The 18,856-nt window shown below is 39.2% G+C and carries 18 protein-coding genes; 12 read left to right on the forward strand and 6 right to left on the reverse strand.

Going from position 1 to position 18,856, the window contains the following annotated elements; all coding sequences use genetic code 11:
- Nucleotides 1-34 precede the first annotated feature (34 nt).
- Complete coding sequence (locus I3B46_RS11960) at nucleotides 35-922, reverse strand: LysR family transcriptional regulator (RefSeq protein WP_004919341.1); 888 nt, start codon at nucleotides 920-922, stop codon at nucleotides 35-37.
- Nucleotides 923-1,047: 125 nt separating this feature from the next.
- Between I3B46_RS11960 and I3B46_RS11965 the strand changes: the two genes are divergently transcribed.
- Nucleotides 1,048-2,697 (forward strand): alpha-keto acid decarboxylase family protein, encoded by a 1,650-nt coding sequence (locus I3B46_RS11965; protein ID WP_163762049.1) that lies wholly within the window; start codon nucleotides 1,048-1,050, stop codon nucleotides 2,695-2,697.
- A gap of 68 nt (nucleotides 2,698-2,765) precedes the next feature.
- Here I3B46_RS11965 and dbpA read toward each other — a convergent pair whose 3' ends face one another.
- The gene (gene dbpA / locus I3B46_RS11970) at nucleotides 2,766-4,139 is read right to left on the reverse strand and encodes an ATP-dependent RNA helicase DbpA (protein ID WP_014658258.1); all 1,374 of its coding nucleotides are present in this window, start codon (nucleotides 4,137-4,139) and stop codon (nucleotides 2,766-2,768) included.
- A gap of 1,247 nt (nucleotides 4,140-5,386) precedes the next feature.
- Here dbpA and I3B46_RS11975 point away from each other — a divergent pair.
- The 4 genes from I3B46_RS11975 (at nucleotide 5,387) to I3B46_RS11990 (ending at nucleotide 8,701) form a co-directional block, all read left to right on the forward strand.
- Complete coding sequence (locus tag I3B46_RS11975) at nucleotides 5,387-5,944, forward strand: hypothetical protein (RefSeq protein ID WP_004919334.1); 558 nt, start codon at nucleotides 5,387-5,389, stop codon at nucleotides 5,942-5,944.
- A gap of 269 nt (nucleotides 5,945-6,213) precedes the next feature.
- Entirely contained in the window at nucleotides 6,214-6,630 is a 417-nt protein-coding gene (locus I3B46_RS11980) for a structural protein (protein ID WP_060561293.1), read from the forward strand.
- Nucleotides 6,631-7,141: 511 nt separating this feature from the next.
- A complete protein-coding gene (locus I3B46_RS11985; protein ID WP_050979655.1) occupies nucleotides 7,142-7,705 on the forward strand; it encodes a lytic polysaccharide monooxygenase in 564 nt (187 codons plus the stop codon).
- Between the two features lie 384 nt (nucleotides 7,706-8,089).
- Nucleotides 8,090-8,701, forward strand: a complete 612-nt coding sequence (locus I3B46_RS11990; RefSeq protein ID WP_053110870.1) for a LysE family translocator — start codon at nucleotides 8,090-8,092, stop codon at nucleotides 8,699-8,701.
- Here the strand turns inward: I3B46_RS11990 and I3B46_RS11995 are convergent.
- Entirely contained in the window at nucleotides 8,698-9,264 is a 567-nt protein-coding gene (locus I3B46_RS11995; RefSeq protein WP_004919326.1) for a HutD/Ves family protein, read from the reverse strand. The genes I3B46_RS11990 and I3B46_RS11995 overlap by 4 nt on opposite strands.
- 90 nt (nucleotides 9,265-9,354) lie before the next feature.
- Nucleotides 9,355-10,779, reverse strand: coding sequence for an aminotransferase-like domain-containing protein (locus I3B46_RS12000; protein ID WP_004919324.1), 1,425 nt, complete (start codon nucleotides 10,777-10,779; stop codon nucleotides 9,355-9,357).
- Nucleotides 10,780-11,031: 252 nt separating this feature from the next.
- On the opposite strand from I3B46_RS12000, the gene I3B46_RS12005 reads away from it, so the two are divergent.
- From I3B46_RS12005 to zinT, 6 genes are all read left to right on the forward strand, one after another.
- The gene (locus I3B46_RS12005) at nucleotides 11,032-12,369 is read left to right on the forward strand and encodes a cytochrome ubiquinol oxidase subunit I (RefSeq protein ID WP_004919322.1); all 1,338 of its coding nucleotides are present in this window, start codon (nucleotides 11,032-11,034) and stop codon (nucleotides 12,367-12,369) included.
- The gene (gene cydB / locus I3B46_RS12010) at nucleotides 12,359-13,369 is read left to right on the forward strand and encodes a cytochrome d ubiquinol oxidase subunit II (RefSeq protein WP_004919319.1); all 1,011 of its coding nucleotides are present in this window, start codon (nucleotides 12,359-12,361) and stop codon (nucleotides 13,367-13,369) included. Before I3B46_RS12005 ends, cydB begins: the two co-directional genes overlap by 11 nt.
- Nucleotides 13,326-13,505 carry a DUF2474 domain-containing protein gene (locus I3B46_RS12015; protein ID WP_072197222.1) on the forward strand — a complete coding sequence of 60 codons (180 nt, stop codon included), beginning with the start codon at nucleotides 13,326-13,328 and terminating at the stop codon, nucleotides 13,503-13,505. The genes cydB and I3B46_RS12015 overlap by 44 nt, the downstream gene beginning before the upstream one ends.
- Before the next feature lie 166 nt (nucleotides 13,506-13,671).
- Nucleotides 13,672-14,511 (forward strand): siderophore-interacting protein, encoded by an 840-nt coding sequence (locus tag I3B46_RS12020; protein WP_004919311.1) that lies wholly within the window; start codon nucleotides 13,672-13,674, stop codon nucleotides 14,509-14,511.
- A 206-nt stretch (nucleotides 14,512-14,717) separates the two neighbouring features.
- Nucleotides 14,718-14,897: a hypothetical protein gene (locus I3B46_RS12025; RefSeq protein ID WP_004919309.1), complete on the forward strand. Its 180-nt coding sequence runs from the start codon at nucleotides 14,718-14,720 to the stop codon at nucleotides 14,895-14,897.
- Between the two features lie 173 nt (nucleotides 14,898-15,070).
- Nucleotides 15,071-15,715 carry a metal-binding protein ZinT gene (zinT, locus tag I3B46_RS12030; protein ID WP_004919308.1) on the forward strand — a complete coding sequence of 215 codons (645 nt, stop codon included), beginning with the start codon at nucleotides 15,071-15,073 and terminating at the stop codon, nucleotides 15,713-15,715.
- A 62-nt stretch (nucleotides 15,716-15,777) separates the two neighbouring features.
- Here zinT and phoH read toward each other — a convergent pair whose 3' ends face one another.
- A complete protein-coding gene (phoH, locus tag I3B46_RS12035; protein WP_036940049.1) occupies nucleotides 15,778-16,563 on the reverse strand; it encodes a phosphate starvation-inducible protein PhoH in 786 nt (261 codons plus the stop codon).
- A gap of 508 nt (nucleotides 16,564-17,071) precedes the next feature.
- Here phoH and I3B46_RS12040 point away from each other — a divergent pair.
- On the forward strand, nucleotides 17,072-17,617 hold the full coding sequence (locus tag I3B46_RS12040; protein WP_004919304.1) for a toxin-antitoxin system YwqK family antitoxin: 546 nt from the start codon (nucleotides 17,072-17,074) through the stop codon (nucleotides 17,615-17,617).
- A gap of 88 nt (nucleotides 17,618-17,705) precedes the next feature.
- Here I3B46_RS12040 and I3B46_RS12045 read toward each other — a convergent pair whose 3' ends face one another.
- Complete coding sequence (locus I3B46_RS12045; protein ID WP_104873427.1) at nucleotides 17,706-18,764, reverse strand: endonuclease; 1,059 nt, start codon at nucleotides 18,762-18,764, stop codon at nucleotides 17,706-17,708.
- Nucleotides 18,765-18,856 lie beyond the last annotated feature (92 nt).

Here is an 18,856-nt window from a genome sequence, read left to right on the forward strand (position 1 = left end):
TTCTATAAAAAACATTTTTGCCATCAATGCCTCATTATTGGATGTTTAACATTTCTTTTGCCAGCGCATTCCAAGCTTTTGCCCTGCGGCTTTGATGACTATTTTTCAATGTTGCTAAAGCGACTTCATAAGAGAGTACAGGCTCTATTACAGGAATAATTGACAAACCATCTGCACGTGTTTTATTCCACATACTATCTGGTAATAATGTTACACCAACCCCTGCCCTTACCATCGCTGTTACAAGATCTAAATGGCTACTGCGCCCAGCAATAACCGGTTTTTTTCCATAGATCCCACAAGCGCTCATGACTAACTCATTTATGCGAAAGTCCTCAGAGAAGAAAATAAACGGCTCATCAATAAGCTCTGCAAACTTCACCGAGTTACGCATAGCTAGCGGATGCTGTTCACTCACTAACAGCATCAATCGATCTGACGAAAAAACGTGTAAGTCAAACAATTCATTGTCGAAAGGCAGCATCACTGCCGCGGTCTCCACCTCGCCGTTTAACATCGCCTCCATCATCTTATGCGTGCCTAGCTCCAAAATTTTTAATTCCACCTGTGGGTAACGTCGACTAAATGCCATGATGATATCCGCAAAATAAGTTGACGCGATGACAGGTGGTAATCCTACATTCAAAATACCGGACAGAGGCCCTTCTTTCTCTTTTAACGCCTTATTCATGCTATTAAATTGTTTGAGTATTTGTTTTGCATGACTCAATAAAATTTCGCCTTCATCCGTCAGTCTCACTCCATCGTTTTCTCTCACTAATAATGTATAACCAAGCTCTTGCTCTAACTTTTGAATGCTACGGCTAATCGCAGGTTGGGTCACAAATAAACGTTCTGCTGCTCGGCTAAACCCATTTAGCTGTACCACTTCAACAAAATAACGCAATGAACGTATATCCATGTCTGCTCCTATGAGTTTTTGTTATAGATGGAATAATTATAAATAATTTCCACTAAAGAAAGATCTACGTTAGAACTAATAAAAAGCAGAATTATCGGCTAACGTGATCATTAGGAGATAATATAATGAATAAAACCGTCATCGAACATGTTTTAGCACGCTTAAATGAGATCGGCATCAATGATATTTTTGGCGTCGCAGGTGATTACGCATTCCCCATAGAAGATGCGGTCTGTGAAAGTAACAATATGCGTTGGATTGGTAATTGTAATGAACTCAATGCCTCATATGCAGCTGATGGATATGCTCGTATTAAAGGTGCCGCTGCACTTTCAACCACATTTGGTGTAGGAGAATTAAGCGCACTCAACGGCATTGCAGACTCCTATGCAGAACATCTTCCTATCTTTCATTTAGTTGGTATGCCTGCCAGTGGTGTACAAAAAAACCATAAACTCGTTCACCATACGCTCGGCAATGGTGATTTCGATGTTTTTTATCAAATGAGTCAACACCTAAGCTGCGCTCACGCAATTTTAACCCCTGAAAACTGTATTGCCGAAACCGAACGCTTAATTATAACGGCCCTACGTGAACGCCGTCCTGTTTATATTGGTTTACCCGCAGATTATGCGGTCATGCCAGTCGTTACAGATAAAAATACTGATACCCCTGTTATTCATAAAAGTAATAATGAGTCATTATCAGCCGCCGTTACGGCTATTTTAGAAAAGCTAAATTCAAGCCAAAAAGCCTGCATAATTCCTGGTATTTTAAGTGCTCGATTAGGCTATGCTAATGAAGTGCAAGCAATTATTGATAAGACTGGGTTACCTTACGCCACCATGTTTATGGATAAAAGCATTGTCAGTGAATCCAATCCAACTTATATGGGGATCTATAACGGCAAATTAATGAATACACAAGTAGGTGAATTTGTCGAAAGTTGTGATTGCGTGCTGGGAATTGGAGCTGTCCTTACCGATTTTAACTCTGGTAGCTTTACCGCTACTATTCTCCCTGAGCATCGAATTAATATCCTTGCCGACCATGTGAAAGTGGGCTCTGCTATCTATCCTCAAGTCTATATGCAAGATGTACTGGTTAAGCTCAAAGAGCTTGCTCCTTCATTGCATCACCAAGGGATAAAAGCTCAAGGTCTCGGTACGCCAGTTCAGGGGGAAAATGGGCAAATTACTGCAAACTATCTTTATCCGCGACTTGAGCAGATGTTCAAAAAAGACGATATTATTATCGCGGAAACAGGTACAGCATCGATGGGATTAGGTTTTGCTCTGCTTCCACAAAATGCACAATTCCATAACCAAACACTCTGGGGCTCTATTGGTTGGGCAACACCTGCGGCTTTTGGTGCTGCAATAGCTGAACCTAATCGCCGTATTATCTTAATTACTGGTGAAGGTTCTCATCAGTTAACCGCCCAAGAGATTAGCCAATTCGCTCGCTTTGGCTTAAAACCCATTATTTTTGTCCTTAATAATGATGGTTATCTTATTGAACGCTTACTCTGTAAAGATCCTGAAGCCTACTATAATGACTTACCGCAATGGCACTATGCCCAATTACCTGCTGCACTTGGTTGCCAAGATTGGTATTGCCAAAAGGTCACCCGTTGCGATGAGTTAGATGCCGCAATTAATATGGCTGAATCGCAAAATCGTGCGGCATATATTGAGGTTGTGATGGATAGATATGCATCTTCTGAGCTGGCAGAAAAACTCGGTCAATCCATTGAATCTCTGTATTCATTTTAAGTAATGATTACCTACCATTAGCCATGTCATACAAACCACACGGCTAATGGTTGCCTATATTGCTAGTTTTATTTTAACAATCTTACTTTAACGGATTTACCTTTAATTTTTCCTTGCTGCAATTGTTTCCAAGCATGGCGTGCAGCAGACTGTTTGATTGCGACATATGCATGCATTGGATGAATAGTAATTTTACCAATATCATCCCCTGCCAAGCCAATATCTCCTGTTAACGCCCCAAGAATATCGCCAGGTCGCATCTTCGCTTTTTTACCACCATCAATACACAGTGTTACCATTGAAGCTTCAAGTGGTGTGATAGTTAAGCCGGTTGGTACTGACTTCCAGTTAAGCTTTATATTTAACATTTCTTCTAACACATTAGCGCGTTGAGCTTCTTCAGGAGCACAAAGGCTAATCGCTAACCCACTTTCACCTGCACGCGCTGTACGACCAATGCGATGAACATGCACCTCTGGATCCCATGACAATTCATAGTTAATTACCATTTCCAATGATTTGATATCCAACCCACGAGCCGCCACATCGGTTGCAACTAATACACGACTACTGCCATTAGCAAAACGAACAAGCGTTTGATCTCGCTCACGTTGTTCCATATCACCATGCAATACTAAAACACTTTGATGGCACTCATTTAGTGCATCATACACCGCTTGGCAATCTTTTTTTGTGTTACAAAATACCACACAAGATGCGGGTTGCTGTTGGCTTAACAGTTTTTGTAATAAATCTATTTTTTCATGACGAGCGACTTCATAAAACCGTTGTTCAATAGCAGGTAATTCATCAACTGAATTGATTTCAATCGTTATTGCATTACGTTGGATACGCTGGCTCATTGCTGTAATTGTTTCTGGCCACGTAGCTGAAAATAATAGTGTTTGACGGCTAATGGGCGCATAGCTGATCACTTCATCAATATCATCAGCAAATCCCATATCCAGCATGCGATCTGCTTCATCTAATACCAATGTTTGTAATGTATCCAGTTTTACGGTTTCTTTGTTCAAGTGGTCAAGAAGTCGCCCCGGCGTGGCAACAATGATATGAGCCGCGTGGATTAAGGAATCTCGTTGCACACTAAATGGCACACCACCACAAAGTGTTAAGATCTTAATATTTGCCATATAACGTGCTAAGCGGCGCAGTTCGCTCGCGACTTGATCTGCTAATTCTCGAGTCGGGCACAATACCAGTGATTGTGTACTGAACTGTTTCGCATCGATGTGTTGTAACAGACCCAGTCCAAAAGCAGCGGTTTTACCACTTCCCGTTTTTGCCTGAGCACGGACGTCTTTGCCTGCAAGGATCGCTGGTAACGCAGCCTCCTGAATTGGCGTCATTGTTACGTAACCTAGCTCAGTAAGGTTAGCAAGTTGTTCTTCAGGTAGCGTGTTAAGTTCAGCAAATGAGGTCACAATGAAAATTCCGAATAAAATGTAAAAAAGCTAATGGCTGGTCATGATACTATCCCTTCTCTGACGTGTCGTGAGGAATTTACATCAATCACTGCCAGCCAAGTTCGCAACATGGACATAATCTATCCATCAAGAAGAAGGTCGCACTGGTTTCATTCGTAGTTCTATTTTGCGACTAAGCGCCTATCTTAAGTTTTACGGAGAGTAAGCCGAATCGTCGACTATCATTTTTATGTTTGCTGTTAAATGATACGCTATGATTTTAGTCATTGTTAACACTAAAATGACCTAGTATAAATTTCAGGAAATATTCATTGAAGCATATTATGAGTAATATTGTGGCTATCTACCTTTATCGCTATAAATCGAAGTAGTCATTTCGATATTAAAATAATGGTGCTTTATGTTTGAGATTATTAATGGTACATGGCGATATTTTTATATCATACAATTGATTTGATTTGTTCTCTTTGACGTAATCAAAAAGCACCTATTGGTAAGCAAGCTTTCAATTGAAAAACCCACAATAATGACTAAGCATGATAAATACAGCAATTCCCCTAAGGTTTGAGGCTCCCCAAATACTCAATACGGTATCTGAATCTTGTTCAGGAGAAACAAGTCTCTCATTTGCTAGCATTAATAGTGATAAAAATTATTACCCTCTATTTATAAAATAATGATAAAACACACCTTCCCATTAATCTTCAATTAAAAGAAGGATCACCAAAATTAATACCAAATAATTATAATTTTTTAAAAAAACTATATAGTGACGTTAGCAAAGTCATTCGCCATGGTTTTGACACCATCTGCCATCATTCCCATATTTAAAAGCATAATATCTCGAAATCGCACGCTACCTCGCTCTATAAACATCAAGCTAAGAAACGATACAGCCATATTTTATCAGATAAAACAACAAGTAGAACACTCAACTAAATTAGTTATTTTTCAAAAAATTACAAGACTATCCGCAAATATCGCTGACAGTGAAAATAAATCCTTCAAGTAAAAATACTTAGCTATAAGTATTTTGATCTAAATACTCAAAAAAAACAATAATTTGAATATTTATCTCAACTAGAAACAATATAACAACACAAAAATCCGTTATCGATCACATTATCAATACAATATATCAAATAGTATTATTGCCATTAGATAGTGTGTGGTTTTATAGCATAAACCACTAATCTATTTAATAGCACCACAACATCACTTTATTTAAAACTAAGGGTATTAAAATGACTACAACATTCTCCGAAATAAACGATATTGCAATTGGAGCAGTAAAGACAAACAATAGTAATGTGAGTTCTTGGCAGGTTTCAAAAAAGAAAGGAATGATGAGAGGTATTTCTGCGACTGTCTCAGGCCAAGGCGCTGTTGTTCGATTACAAGGTGACATGGATTTTAGTATTATTAGCCTTGAATCGTCGGCTAAGTATCAACAGCTGCTTAATGAATATAAATTTGGCGCAGGTCTTACTGCTTTCTTTGCGTGGGTTTCAGCTAACTTTAGTGTCGAAACTCATAGACAAGAAATACACGCAACCTTAGATGAGCTATCAACTACTCAACAAATTAACGGAAAGGTTCATATTGATATGAATGTAACTGGCATATATCCTAATGTGGAAGTTACTGCAATGGCCTATGTTAATATTCTTAAGGTAACCAATAGTGAAGGAAATGAATTTAGCCTTGCTAGCGCAGCAACCCCTAATATTGACACAGGTGCAGCTGATCATGATGGTAATTCACTGCCAACATCAGATAATAATTCGGTAATTTATTTATAGTAATAAAAATCAATTTTACTTATTTGATTTAATCGTAAATATGATTTTATCTATAATTTAATTTATCTCATTTTCTCTTTGTATTACTCAATGAGCAGTATTCTTCTGCTCATTGAGTCTTATGACTTAATTTTAATAATCTGCGCCAACACTTTTTTAATATAATTAAAATCATTACATAAATATAAATCCTATTACTTAGGACTGATAGATTAATTAAAAATGTTCGTATCATTTTTATTTAAACATTAGAATTGGAGAATTTATCCATGATTAAAATCTCTCGAGGCATCAGAAACAATAACCCCGGTAACATTGAATACAATGAAGCCAATCATTGGAAGGGGCAACTACCACACGATAAATCTATTGAAAAACGATTTTGTCGATTTGAATCTTCAGAATATGGTATCAGAGCACTATTCGCGTTACTGCGTACCTATCAACGTAGATACTCATTGCAAACCGTATCTCAATTAATTAGTCGATGGGCACCTAGCAATGAAAATCAAACAAGCGATTATATTAATGATATTGCTAAAGCGCTAAATGTATCCCCCAATACATTTATTAATCTTGAAAACAAATCAATTTTAATAAAACTCGCTAAATCGATTATTAAGCATGAAAATGGAACACAACCTTATGATGATGAAACATTTGAAAGAGCGTGGAACTTGCTATGATGGTATCGGCACTGTTGGTTAACTTATCAATAAGCTGACGAAATAAGACTATATGGCATATTTAAAGCCACTTTCTCATCAGTATGTTTTATGAAAATTTCACCATTCTGTATAATTTAGGAGGCCATAGACAAAAACAATACATATATTGACTGAGCAAACTGTATGTGAGAGTTATTTGCCCTCATAATGCATTTTAATACTTTTATTTATCTTTGATAAATATTAACTACTCTTTTCCTAAAAAGAGGGGATGGTAATAGAGAAAAAACAATAGCCAACATTTTAGTATCTACTAGTGATAATTTATGTTTTTAGTTGGGCTATTTTCAATATTTTTCATTAGCTTTTGATAAACACATAATAAAAAGTATACGCATCTAGATAACCGAATTAGTTTAATAAAATAACAACAGAGAGTTCATTCTTTATAGGTTATACATCATTTAAATATGGTTGTTAATTTTTACATGAGGATACTTCTATGAGAACAACATTTATTGCTATATCAATGCTTTTCCTTTCAATGTCAGCATTAGCTGATAATAACGTACTTCGCCATGGTTATATCGATAATCCACCAAGCCGCGCTTTTCTTTGTTCATCCATGGGTGGCAATTTAAATAAAATGTGTGGTGCCGTTCAATATGAGCCTCAATCGGTTGAAGGCCCTAAAGGTTTCCCAGAAAGGGGGCCAAAGGATGGTCAAATCGCAAGTGGAGGTAATGCCAATTTTTCTCAGTTAAATGAACAGTCGAACAGTCGTTGGCATAAAGTGAATGTATCTAGTGGTAAAAATGTATTTTCTTGGACATTAACTGCATCACACAGAACGACATCATGGCAATTTTTTATCACTAAACAAAATTGGGATCCAAATAAACCATTAACACGTAATGATTTTGATTTAAAACCGTTTTGTGAACAACAAGATAGAGGAAATGTACCCAAAAATAACGTAAGAATAGAGTGTAATATTCCAAAACGTACAGGATACCAAATTATTCTTGGTGTCTGGACGATTGCGGATACAGCCAACGCTTTTTATCAAGTAATCGATGCTAATATGAAATAGTTTGGCTAAAAATAGCTTACCCTAATTGATGAAATAACCTATTAATAAAAAATAAGTACTTTTTATATTTTAACCTATCATACATTTAATAGTTAATGACTTAGTTCATTGAATATTAAGTGTATTTTTTTGCCTTGTGATTTAGCCAGTAATTTAACCCTCTTGCATCTTCCTTAATAAAGTTTGAGCAAGCCAACTTACCCGTATCTATTTGATTGGCATTATTTTCCTATGGTTTAACGATTTTTGATATTCAATGCTAAATTTAAAATCCATTATTACCCATAAAATGACCAAATATTACAATGAAATCATTATAATTTCCCTCAAGCTAACTTGCTAAACTCAACAACAATAATCAAATGATATCTATGAGGCATACAGATGGAGCTACAATCAATTATTCTGTTTAGTGCGACGGTGATCCCTCTTATTTGTACACCGGGTCCTGATATTCTTTTTATCTCTTCGCAAGGGCTATCGGGAGGCGTATCTGCCGTATGGAAAGCTAATATTGGCATTATCTCGGGCTATATTATGCATGCTATCCTAGCCGCTTTAGGTCTCGCTGCGATAGTGGCTGCGTCACCACGCTTATTTAATACTATTAAATGGGTCGGTGTCGCTTATGTCGCATATTTAGCCATAAAAATGATCTTATCTGCCATGAAACCAAGCCAGATAACGCTAAAATCAGCGCCATCTAAAGGTGTCATTCTGAAAGGTTTTCTAACTAGCTTTCTTAACCCCAAAGGACTCTTAGTCTACTTTGCCATTTTACCTAATTTTATTCACTCTTCGGACAGTGTTGCTATTCAGTCTATTATTTTATCAACGTCCTTTATTGCCTCATGTATCGTGATTTATGGCATGATTGGTATGGTATTTGCCACCGTACATAAAAAAGGAAATTACAGCGATAAGCGTCGCCGTCTAACGGAAGGCGTTGCTGGAGGCATGTTGTCACTCGCGGCGATTGGCTTAGCCAATAGCTAACAGGCCGTAATATCAACCCAAATTAATTTGCTACCTGCCACACGAGGCGTAATATGCCCTTCCCCAATGTCAGGTAGCCACCAGCCCCCTTGATTAACGGCCATAATTTTACAATTCGCCCCAGAGACATCCCATTCCCCAGCTAAGACATACACTATCCCTGCCTGCCCTATTGGCAAACGTTGTTCTTGTGCAATCACATGGCTTTTAACTCGCCAACGCTCAGGGTTAACCGATACGTTAAGTAAACGGACTGGGGAGCCTCTTAATTCAAGTTCAATCAATTGTTCCCCCTCAGAATGAAAAGCGTCACCAATTTTTGCCATAGAATGCTTAGTCTTTTGTTGATCTCGAATAGACAGCTGACCATTATCCAAAGAAATACAAAATTGTTCACTTTCAGCGTGCTGTTTTAAAACACTCGATTGATTGATTTGTGTAATGCTTACTCGAAGCGAAAAGTCAGATGCGACAGGCCAACAAAAAACTTCAGCGCTGTTCCCACACTTATCTTGCCATTCTTCAATGGGTAACTCTGCCGCATCAAAACATTTAATTTTCATACATTCCCCCGAGCAATCAATTATCCGTTATGATAATTAAGAGTGGCAAACTTAGTGACTTAGGGCAATGTTTCGACACTTAAAATGTGACTAACCACGTTTCTCGGTAATCAATGAATAACATAAACGCCCTAATGTTTTCATCGCCTGTTCTAACTGTTCATTCCAAGTAAATGAAGTATTAAGTCTAAACGCATGGTTAAACTGATCGCTGGTTGAAAACATACTGCCAGGCGCAATGCTTATCCCTTCCTTAAGGGCTAATTGGTAGAGACGTACCGCATTAAAAGGTGGTTCGAATTCTAACCATAAAAAATAGCCCCCTTTTGGCGTATTCACTTTAACGGAAGGCGGCATATATTGTGCGATTGCGCCTAACATTTGGTGTTGCCGCTGCTCCATTGTCTGACGTAGTTTCCGCAAGTGATTGTCATATCCCCCCTGAGTAAGGTACTCCGCGATCGCCAGCTGTGTTGGAACGCTGGCAGAAACAGTACTCATCATCTGTAAATGCTGAATTTTTGTCGCGTGTTGCCCTGCCGCCACCCAACCGACCCGATACCCCGGTGCTAAACATTTCGAAAATGACGAACAATGGAAAAAGTTACCCTTAGTATCTAAAGCTTTGGCAGGGATCGGCTGTTGATTACCAAAGTACAATTCGCCATACACATCATCTTCAATCAAAACAATTTGATTTTTATTCAAGATCTCCACCAGCCGTTTTTTATTTGCTGGCGGCATCGTCCCCCCAAGTGGGTTCTGGTAATGCGTCATTAACCAACAGGCTTTTATGGGGTATTTTGCGGCAATATCTTCCAATGCGTCCAAATCAATCCCAAATAACGGATCTGTTTTAATGGCGATCGCTTTTAATTTTAGGCGTTCAATAGCCTGTAATGAACCATAAAAGGCAGGTGATTCGATAACCACCCAATCTCCCGGTTGGGTTACCGATTGTAGGCTTAATACTAGTGATTCCATCGCACCAGCCGTGATCACAATTTCATCGGGGGCAACATGGATCCCTTGGCTGGCATAGCGCTGAGCGATATTACGGCGTAATTGCTCGTTACCCGGCGGTAAATTCGCTGTCGTATTAAACCTCGCTAAACGCCGAGCCACTGACGCGAGAGTTTTCCCTAATTTCGGTTCATCAAGCAGTGCCGGTTCAGGGAATGCTGAGCCAAATGGAATAATGTCAGGATCTTTACAAGCTTGCAAAACACCAAAAATAGAGGCGTTGATCTCAACATTTTCATTAAGATGCAGGCCTTTTCCTCCCTTTGCTGCCGCAAAATTCGTATTTCGACGAGCAACATAGTACCCTGATTGTGGCCTTGCAGCGATCCAACCTTGGCTTTCGAGCAATTGGTAAGCCTGTACAACTGTCATTAAACTCAAACCTGATTGTTTTACACTTTCCCTAAGTGACGGTAATCTATCGCCAACTTGCCAGATATTATCTTCAATCTGTTGGCGTATTTGTGCAGCCAGTTGTTCGTATCGCGTCATATCCGCCTCAACTGTTATAGTTAATAACTCAAAAATTGTTACTATTATAGTTTATCGTCTCATGTTCTACTTATCCATACATTCACCTGACTTTTTTTTAACTATAAGCACAAAACTTTTTCGTTAGGTTTGTGGTTTTTTTCACAAGCCTGTCGTTTCAATGATTATTTTTGCTACGGAACAGCACCAACATTGCTAACGGAAAAAACGAAACTGTGATGTGCGCATTATCAATTCCAATCAGGGGTCAATATGTTTGGACTAACTGCGCTGGAACTGGCTCGTATACAATTTGCGTTTACAGTCTCGTTCCATATTATTTTCCCAGCGATCACCATCGGGCTGGCGAGTTTCCTCGCGGTACTCGAAGGCTTGTGGCTGAAAACTCGGGATAGTGATTATATAAAATTGTTCCATTTTTGGTCGAAAGTCTTTGCGGTCAATTTCGGTATGGGGGTTGTTTCTGGCTTGGTGATGGCTTACCAGTTCGGAACTAACTGGAGCTTTTTTTCCGACTTTGCCGGTGGTATCACAGGGCCATTGCTAACTTATGAAGTCCTCACTGCTTTTTTCCTAGAGGCGGGCTTCCTTGGTGTCATGCTATTCGGTATGAACCGTGTTGGTGAAAAATTGCACTTCTTTGCAACCTGCATGGTTGCTCTCGGTACTATCATCTCAACGTTTTGGATCCTTGCATCAAACAGCTTTATGCAAACACCGCAAGGGTTTGAAATTATCGATAACCGCATCGTTCCCGTTGATTGGTTAGCCGTTATTTTCAATCCTTCATTCCCTTATCGGTTATTGCATATGACCACAGCGGCATTCCTTGCAGCCGCATTTTTCATTGGTGCTTCAGCAGCTTGGCACTTGCTTAAAGGCAATAAATCTTCTGCCATGAAGAAAATGTTTTCCATGTCATTATGGCTGATTTTAATTTTAGCGCCTCTGCAAGCCCTTATTGGCGATGCTCATGGGTTAAATACCCTAAAACATCAACCCGTCAAAGTCGCGGCTATGGAAGGTCATTGGGAGAATAAACCAGGTGAAGCCACCCCATTGATCCTTTTCGGTATTCCTAATATGGAAAAAGAGAAAACCGAATACGCACTCGAAATTCCCTATCTTGCGAGCATCATTTTGACCCATAGTCTTGATAAGCAAGTTCCTGCGTTGAAAGATTATCCACCCGAAGATAGACCAAATGTCTTCATGGTGTTCTGGTCATTCCGTGTCATGGTAGGGCTAGGTTTGTTAATGATTGCGGCTGGTGTTTGGGGGTTATGGCTGCGTTATCGCAAAAACCTTTATGAATCGAAAGTTTTCTTGCGTTTTATGTTCGTCATGGCGCCATCAGGGCTAATCGCTATCTTAGCTGGTTGGTTTACCACTGAAATAGGTCGTCAGCCTTGGGTCGTCTATGGGCTACAAAGAACTGCGGACGCTGTCAGTGCGCATGGTGAAATGCATATGAGTATTAGTCTACTGGCTTTCTTTGCTGTTTACGGCAGTGTGTTCGGTATCGGCTATATGTACATGATGAAATTAATTCGTAAAGGGATTCAGGAGGATACAGCTCATGGGCATTGATTTACCACTCATTTGGTTTGTCATCATTGTCTTTAGTATTTTGATGTATATCGTGATGGATGGCTTCGATTTAGGAATCGGTATCTTGTACCCAGCCCTTAAAGATAGCCAAGATCGCGACTTGATGATGAACAGTGTCGCCCCGGTTTGGGATGGCAACGAAACTTGGCTAGTATTAGGCGGTGCGGGGCTATTTGGCGCTTTCCCGCTCGCTTATGCCATTGTGCTTGATGCCTTATCGATTCCTCTAACTTTTATGTTATTAGCCTTGATTTTCCGAGGCGTGGCATTTGAGTTCCGCTTTAGAGCGGATGAGTCGCATCGTAAACATTGGGATCACGCCTTTATTTGGGGTTCGATTTTCGCCACTTTTGTTCAAGGCGTCGTTGTGGGTGCCTTTATTCAAGGCTTCCATGTTGAAAACCGTGTGTATATGGGCGGCTATTTCGATTGGTTCTCACCGTTCCCACTATTTTGTGGTTTTGGTTTAGTGGTTGCTTATGCACTACTGGCCTGCGGTTGGCTGATCATGAAAACTGAAGGTCATTTGCGCCAAACCATGTACCGTTTATTGCGACCATTAACACTCGTGATGTTGGCTGTGATTGTTATCATCAGTGCATGGACACCTGTTCTCAATGAGGCGATTTATAGCCGTTGGTTTAGCTTACCAAATCTCTTTTTCTTCCTGCCAGTTCCATTATTAGTCGTGTGGTGTGTTTGGGTCATGCTAAAAAGCGCCAAACGACAAAAATGGGATAGCATTCCTTTCTTAGCTGCGTTGCTATTAATTTTCCTTGGTTTTACGGGGTTAGGGATCAGTATTTGGCCAAATCTCATTCCACCCGCCATCAGTTTCCGTGATGCGGCTGGGCCAATGGAAAGTTTAGGTTTTATGCTTGTTGGCGCTCTATTTATTATCCCTATTATTTTGGTTTATACCTATTGGAGTTACTATGTCTTCAGAGGAAAAATTACCCCAGACCAAGGTTACCACTGATCAGGCTATTTCATCACCTTGGTGGAAAAAGATAGGTTGGATGGCGATTATTTGGTTAGGAAGTGTACTGGCGCTATTTGCATTCTCTTCCGTATTTAAGTTGTTAATGACTGCCGCGGGGATGAAAGTCAAGTAATCCCCCTCACACAAATGCCACACTCGTTTCTGACGAATGTGGCATTTTTTTGGATATAAAAATGTTTGGTTTCCGGTTATTTATATTCAATAAAACCATGATATGATAATGATAACAATTACCAAATAATAATTTTATCATTATCATAACTAAAAGGAGACCGCCTGTGGCTAGTGACAAACCCGTCGAAAAGAATATTTACCGCCCGGCGCCACCGCAACTTGTTCAGGTCAAATCCATTACAGATATCAGCCCTTCTATTCGCAGCATTACCTTTACGGGAGAAAGACTGGGTGACTATCCAACACAATGTGAAGGTGGTCATATCAAAATTTTTCTCGCCCCTGATTTAAAAAGCGAGCCTGCATTACCAATACTCAGTGAACAAGGGCGCCGCTGGCCAGAAGATAAGCCACGCCCCTTTGTGCGTACATATACCGTTCGAGCAATCCGCCCAGAGGTTAAAGAAATAGACGTTGAATTTGCCATGCATGATGGCGCTTCAGGACCAGCATATTTATTCGCTCGCGATGCGGAACAAGGTCACTGGATGGGGATCACCAATCCAGGAGGGCCTGATCCATTATTACCTCATACGCAACACTATTTCATGGCAGGAGACTCAAGCTCATTACCAGCGATTGCAGCATTACTCGAAAAAATGCCTGCAAATGCGACAGGTAAAGTCGTTTTACGTTTAGATCACCAAGGCGATATTCGCGAATTAACTAAACCTGCTGGTATCGAGGTAATATGGATTTGTGGTGATATTAGTAAAAATAATGAGCTAATTAATACGTTCAAATCTTGGGATATCCCGACCGAAGATACGTCATTTTGGATTGCCGGAGAAGACCAAATTATTCGCGATTTACGCCGTTTTATTCGCCGCGAAAAAGGGGTTAGTCGTGAAAGTATTTATGCGATACCTTATTGGCGTTATGGTTACGATGAAGAAGGTTATCATCAAGAAAGACATCATGTGATGGATAATCCTGATGATTAATATTTAATCTCTACTGATGAAAAGTGATGGCACTCACCATCACTTTATTATTGTGTAAATATTCCACATAAACAATCCATTGAATAAAAACTTCAAAGTATGCTATCTGGCTATTTATCCATAAATTAAATATATTAATTAGCCAGCTGGTTTTTAAAAATTGATATTTTGAATTATGTTAGTCCTTTTCATTTTAGGAGGTTTGTATGCGTTTAGGGTTATTAGTTATTATTGCTGTCCTCGTGTCTGGATGCGCCACTTCCCCCAATTCTGCTCACAAGGATAGTCAACCGAAAAATGATCCATATGAAGACAGCGTATTAAATACAATCAAGAAAAACCAAGAGATTTATAAAGAGCAGCAGATTAGAAAACCCAACTATTAAAGCCCTCTCTTCGAGTACTTTTCCCTAAAAACAGCCATTAACGTGGCCTGTTTTTAGTTTCCAATAGCTCAATCTTACCCACATCCCCCTATTCTCCCCAAAAATATTTTTGCATTCATTAAATGTTATGTTATAACATAACCTTAATTTATTATGGACTATAGGAACCTTCAATGAATAAGCAACCCCTTATTGCCGCTGCATTAAGTCTCAGTGCACTTTTTGTTAGCTTTAATACACAAGCTCATAGTCATGCTCACCCGCAATCCGAAAAAGCGATACAAGCAAGTAAAGGTATTTTTAATGATGTTGATGTAAAAGATAGAAAGCTCAGTGATTGGGATGGCATCTGGGAGTCAATTTACCCATTATTAATAACTGGCAAACTCGATCCCGTATTGGAGCATAAAGCAAAAAACAATAAAGACAAAACCGTCGATGAGTATCGCGCTTATTATAAAAAAGGTTATCAAACGGACGTTGAGAATATCAGTATTGAGAATAACATTATTGAATTTACCCAGAATGGTCAAATCAGCCGTTGTGAATACCACTATTCCGGTTTTAAAATCCTCCATTATACTTCTGGTAAAAAAGGGGTTCGTTATTTATTCGAATGCCAAGACAAACACTCAAAAGCACCGAAATATATCCAATTTAGTGACCATATTATTGAACCGCAGGCCTCAGGGCATTTTCACCTCTATATGGGGAATGAATCCCACGAAAAACTATTACAACAAATGGATAATTGGCCAACTTATTACCCCTATTCGCTTAATGATGAACAAATTGTCCATGAAATGCTGCATCATTAATCATCATTAGATTTGCAAATAGCCCCAGTTTTATTGGCTAACAACTGGGGCTATCACATCACTTAATGGCTATAAGCTAATAATGCTCGATGACAAAGCGTTGAACGCACACAATCATCTACCGTGAAATTAACCATTGAGACCATTTCATCACTGCTAAAACGTTGTAAGGCATCTGCCAAACCAGATATAACGCCATCAGGTAAATCACATTGCGTCACATCACCATTCACTATAACAGTGACATTTTCCCCTAACCGCGTTAAAAACATTTTCATCTGACTAACAGTAACGTTTTGAGCTTCATCCAGAATGACAATCGCATTTTCAAATGTGCGACCACGCATGTAAGCAAAAGGTGAAATTTCAACTTTGGCAATTTCAGGCCGTAAACAGTATTGCAAAAAGGAGTTACCAAGCCTTTTCACTAACACGTCATAAACGGGTCGGAAATATGGCGCAAATTTTTCAGCCATATCACCCGGAAGAAAACCGAGATCTTCTTCTGCCTGCAAAACAGGCCTTGTCACGATGATTTTGTTGATATCTTTATTGATTAACGCATCTGCTGCCAGTGCAGTACTAATATAGGTTTTGCCACAACCCGCCTCACCGTTCGCAAAAATTAATTGCTTGTGTTTAATCGAATTAATATAGAGCTTTTGCGCATCATTGCGTGGAGTAATCGGCGATGTATCACGCCGCTCTTTCGCCATACCAATAGGTTCAATCCCCGTAAAATCAGCAAAAGAGGCCACACTTGCCATTTCGTAACGACCTGAGCGCTCTTTACGTAATGACCGTTTCATTTCACGACGCGTCTTTGTTGCAGCTTTCTGTCTACTCATAGTATTAACCCTTCCAGGTATCGTTAAAGTCAATTCAAATGACGGACTATTCAGAACAGAGAGGAGCTCCCTTCAAGCTCATGTTGGTTGAACATGCAATAAAAAAACCGGTTACTAATCTCACCATGACAATTTCATGATGGAGTAGTAACCGGCCTTGTAAAAGCATTAACAAAGACTTAGTTCCCATTAGTTCCTCCCTGCTGGATCACACCCGTAAACTAATGAATTTATATGACACTATTATGACGAACCGTAAAAATATTACACACCCGACTTTTTATCATGTTGCATTTATTCCTTATAAACAGACTATACCCCCGTCTATATTTTGTTTGCAACAATAAATTAACATTTATTCTCTGCAATTATTCCGTATTTATCATAGCTTAAGAAGATTCTGACTGATATTTAACTAAATATGACTATATTTTATTGATAGGTATAGGAAAAATATTATTTTCCAGTGCCTAACTGAAATTTTCATATTTACCTCAATAGGGACATCATGATAAAAAAACACTTATTAAAACCAACTTTACTTTTCTCCTTTGCTCTACTTATCTCTGGTTGTCAACTACTCACACCAACATCTTCAAAATCTGATCTAGATGCACTTCGTGAACTAAAAGGTATTGAATTTCCTTCAACTAAAACGCCAGAAGGCACACCTGAAGGCGCTTATGAATTTCATTACGATAATGGCCAATTGGAAACCAGAAGTTGGGTTAAAAAGGGGTGTTTAGATCGTTACATTGAGTCATTCTATGAGAATGGTAACGTTAAAATGTATACGCCAGTTAAAAACTGTAAAGTGAATGGATTAGTACGGATTTACCATGAAAATGGTCGTAAGGATATCGAAATGACCGCTACTGACGGAAAACTTACAGGTCCATTTAAAGTTTATCACGACACCCCAAGCAACAACGTTTATGCTTCCGGTGTTTTCAAAGATGGTGAACCACAAGGTTTTATCTCTGAATTTGATGAAAATGGGCAGTTCGTTCAAAAATCCGCCGTTATTAATGGCAAAATTGTCAGCGAAAAATAATATAAAAAAACCCAAAAGTGATGAACAGCACCCCAAACGTTGTAGTACAACTTTGGGGTGTTTTTTTACTTTACCTTAAAAACACCTTTTAAGGCTTACAGTTACCTGCCAATTCATAGCCTGCGGCTTGTGCGGCTAACTCATCGCTGAACATCACTGCATTTTTATCGGATGTTGTTTTAAAACCAGAGTAATGTGCTAAATGGTATTTATGTGAGTTACGATTACCTTTTACTTGAGTACTGGTTTCAGATGCTTGAGGTTTTGGTGTCTCTTTTGTAGGTGCAGGCGATAACTTATCAACTTGCTTAATCCCTTGAGCACTATTTTTATGCCCAAGCTCCCATTTCATTTCCCCCGTGACAAAGGGGTTATGGTGCCCCATGATTGCAGCAATGCGTTCGTCACGTTGTTTTTCCCACTGACTCGGCGGATATTGTCTATCCCATGCCATCAATAGTTGTTGCTGTTGACGTGACATCGACAAGTTATAACGGTCATGCATGTAAAAATAGACACGAGCCACTTGCCCCTTCACTTCATCTCTAGGTTCAAAAACGCGTTGCTTAAAATCAACTCGGCTACGACATTGACCATAAGGATATTGCGCATTAGAGGGAAGTTGAGCATAGCTAAAATTACTACGGTCACCATTTACTTCACCAATTGATGGTGCAAGGTTATGCATATCGGCTTCCATCTTACGAAAGATAGGATCTGTTGAAACACAGTTTTTACGTCCACCGTTCTGCCAACATTGTCTCTGATGACCAAATACCCATGCCGGAACAATATGTTCCCACTCAATACGCGTTGCCCTATTTTGCTGTTTACGGACTTGGTAACCACACGAGTTTAAATCGACTACCCCACCACTTTTACCGGCCCACTCCCATTTACAACCACAGTAAAGTGTTCCCTCACCTTGATTGTTTTGATCCAGATATACTTTAGTTTTACTTAATAATTTCGCTTCATCAAACTGTCCTGGCGCAGCGATAAGCGGGAAAGTAAATATTAATAAAAAGAATGACAGTACCCATTTTGGGTACAATGAAGCGAATATTTTATTCAAAATAACACCACTGATGTTTTGATAATAAACAATTAACTTAAATGCGTTAGTGCATCCTGTAATATACTGCATATTTTCTTATGCCAGTACCACACAACCGAATATAAGCTTTTTTGCAGCTAATGAATATTAGAAACAACCGACTTACCACGATAAAATTGCAC

The organism is Providencia sp. 2.29, assembly GCF_015832305.1.
Taxonomy (GTDB): Bacteria; Pseudomonadota; Gammaproteobacteria; order Enterobacterales; family Enterobacteriaceae; genus Providencia; species Providencia stuartii.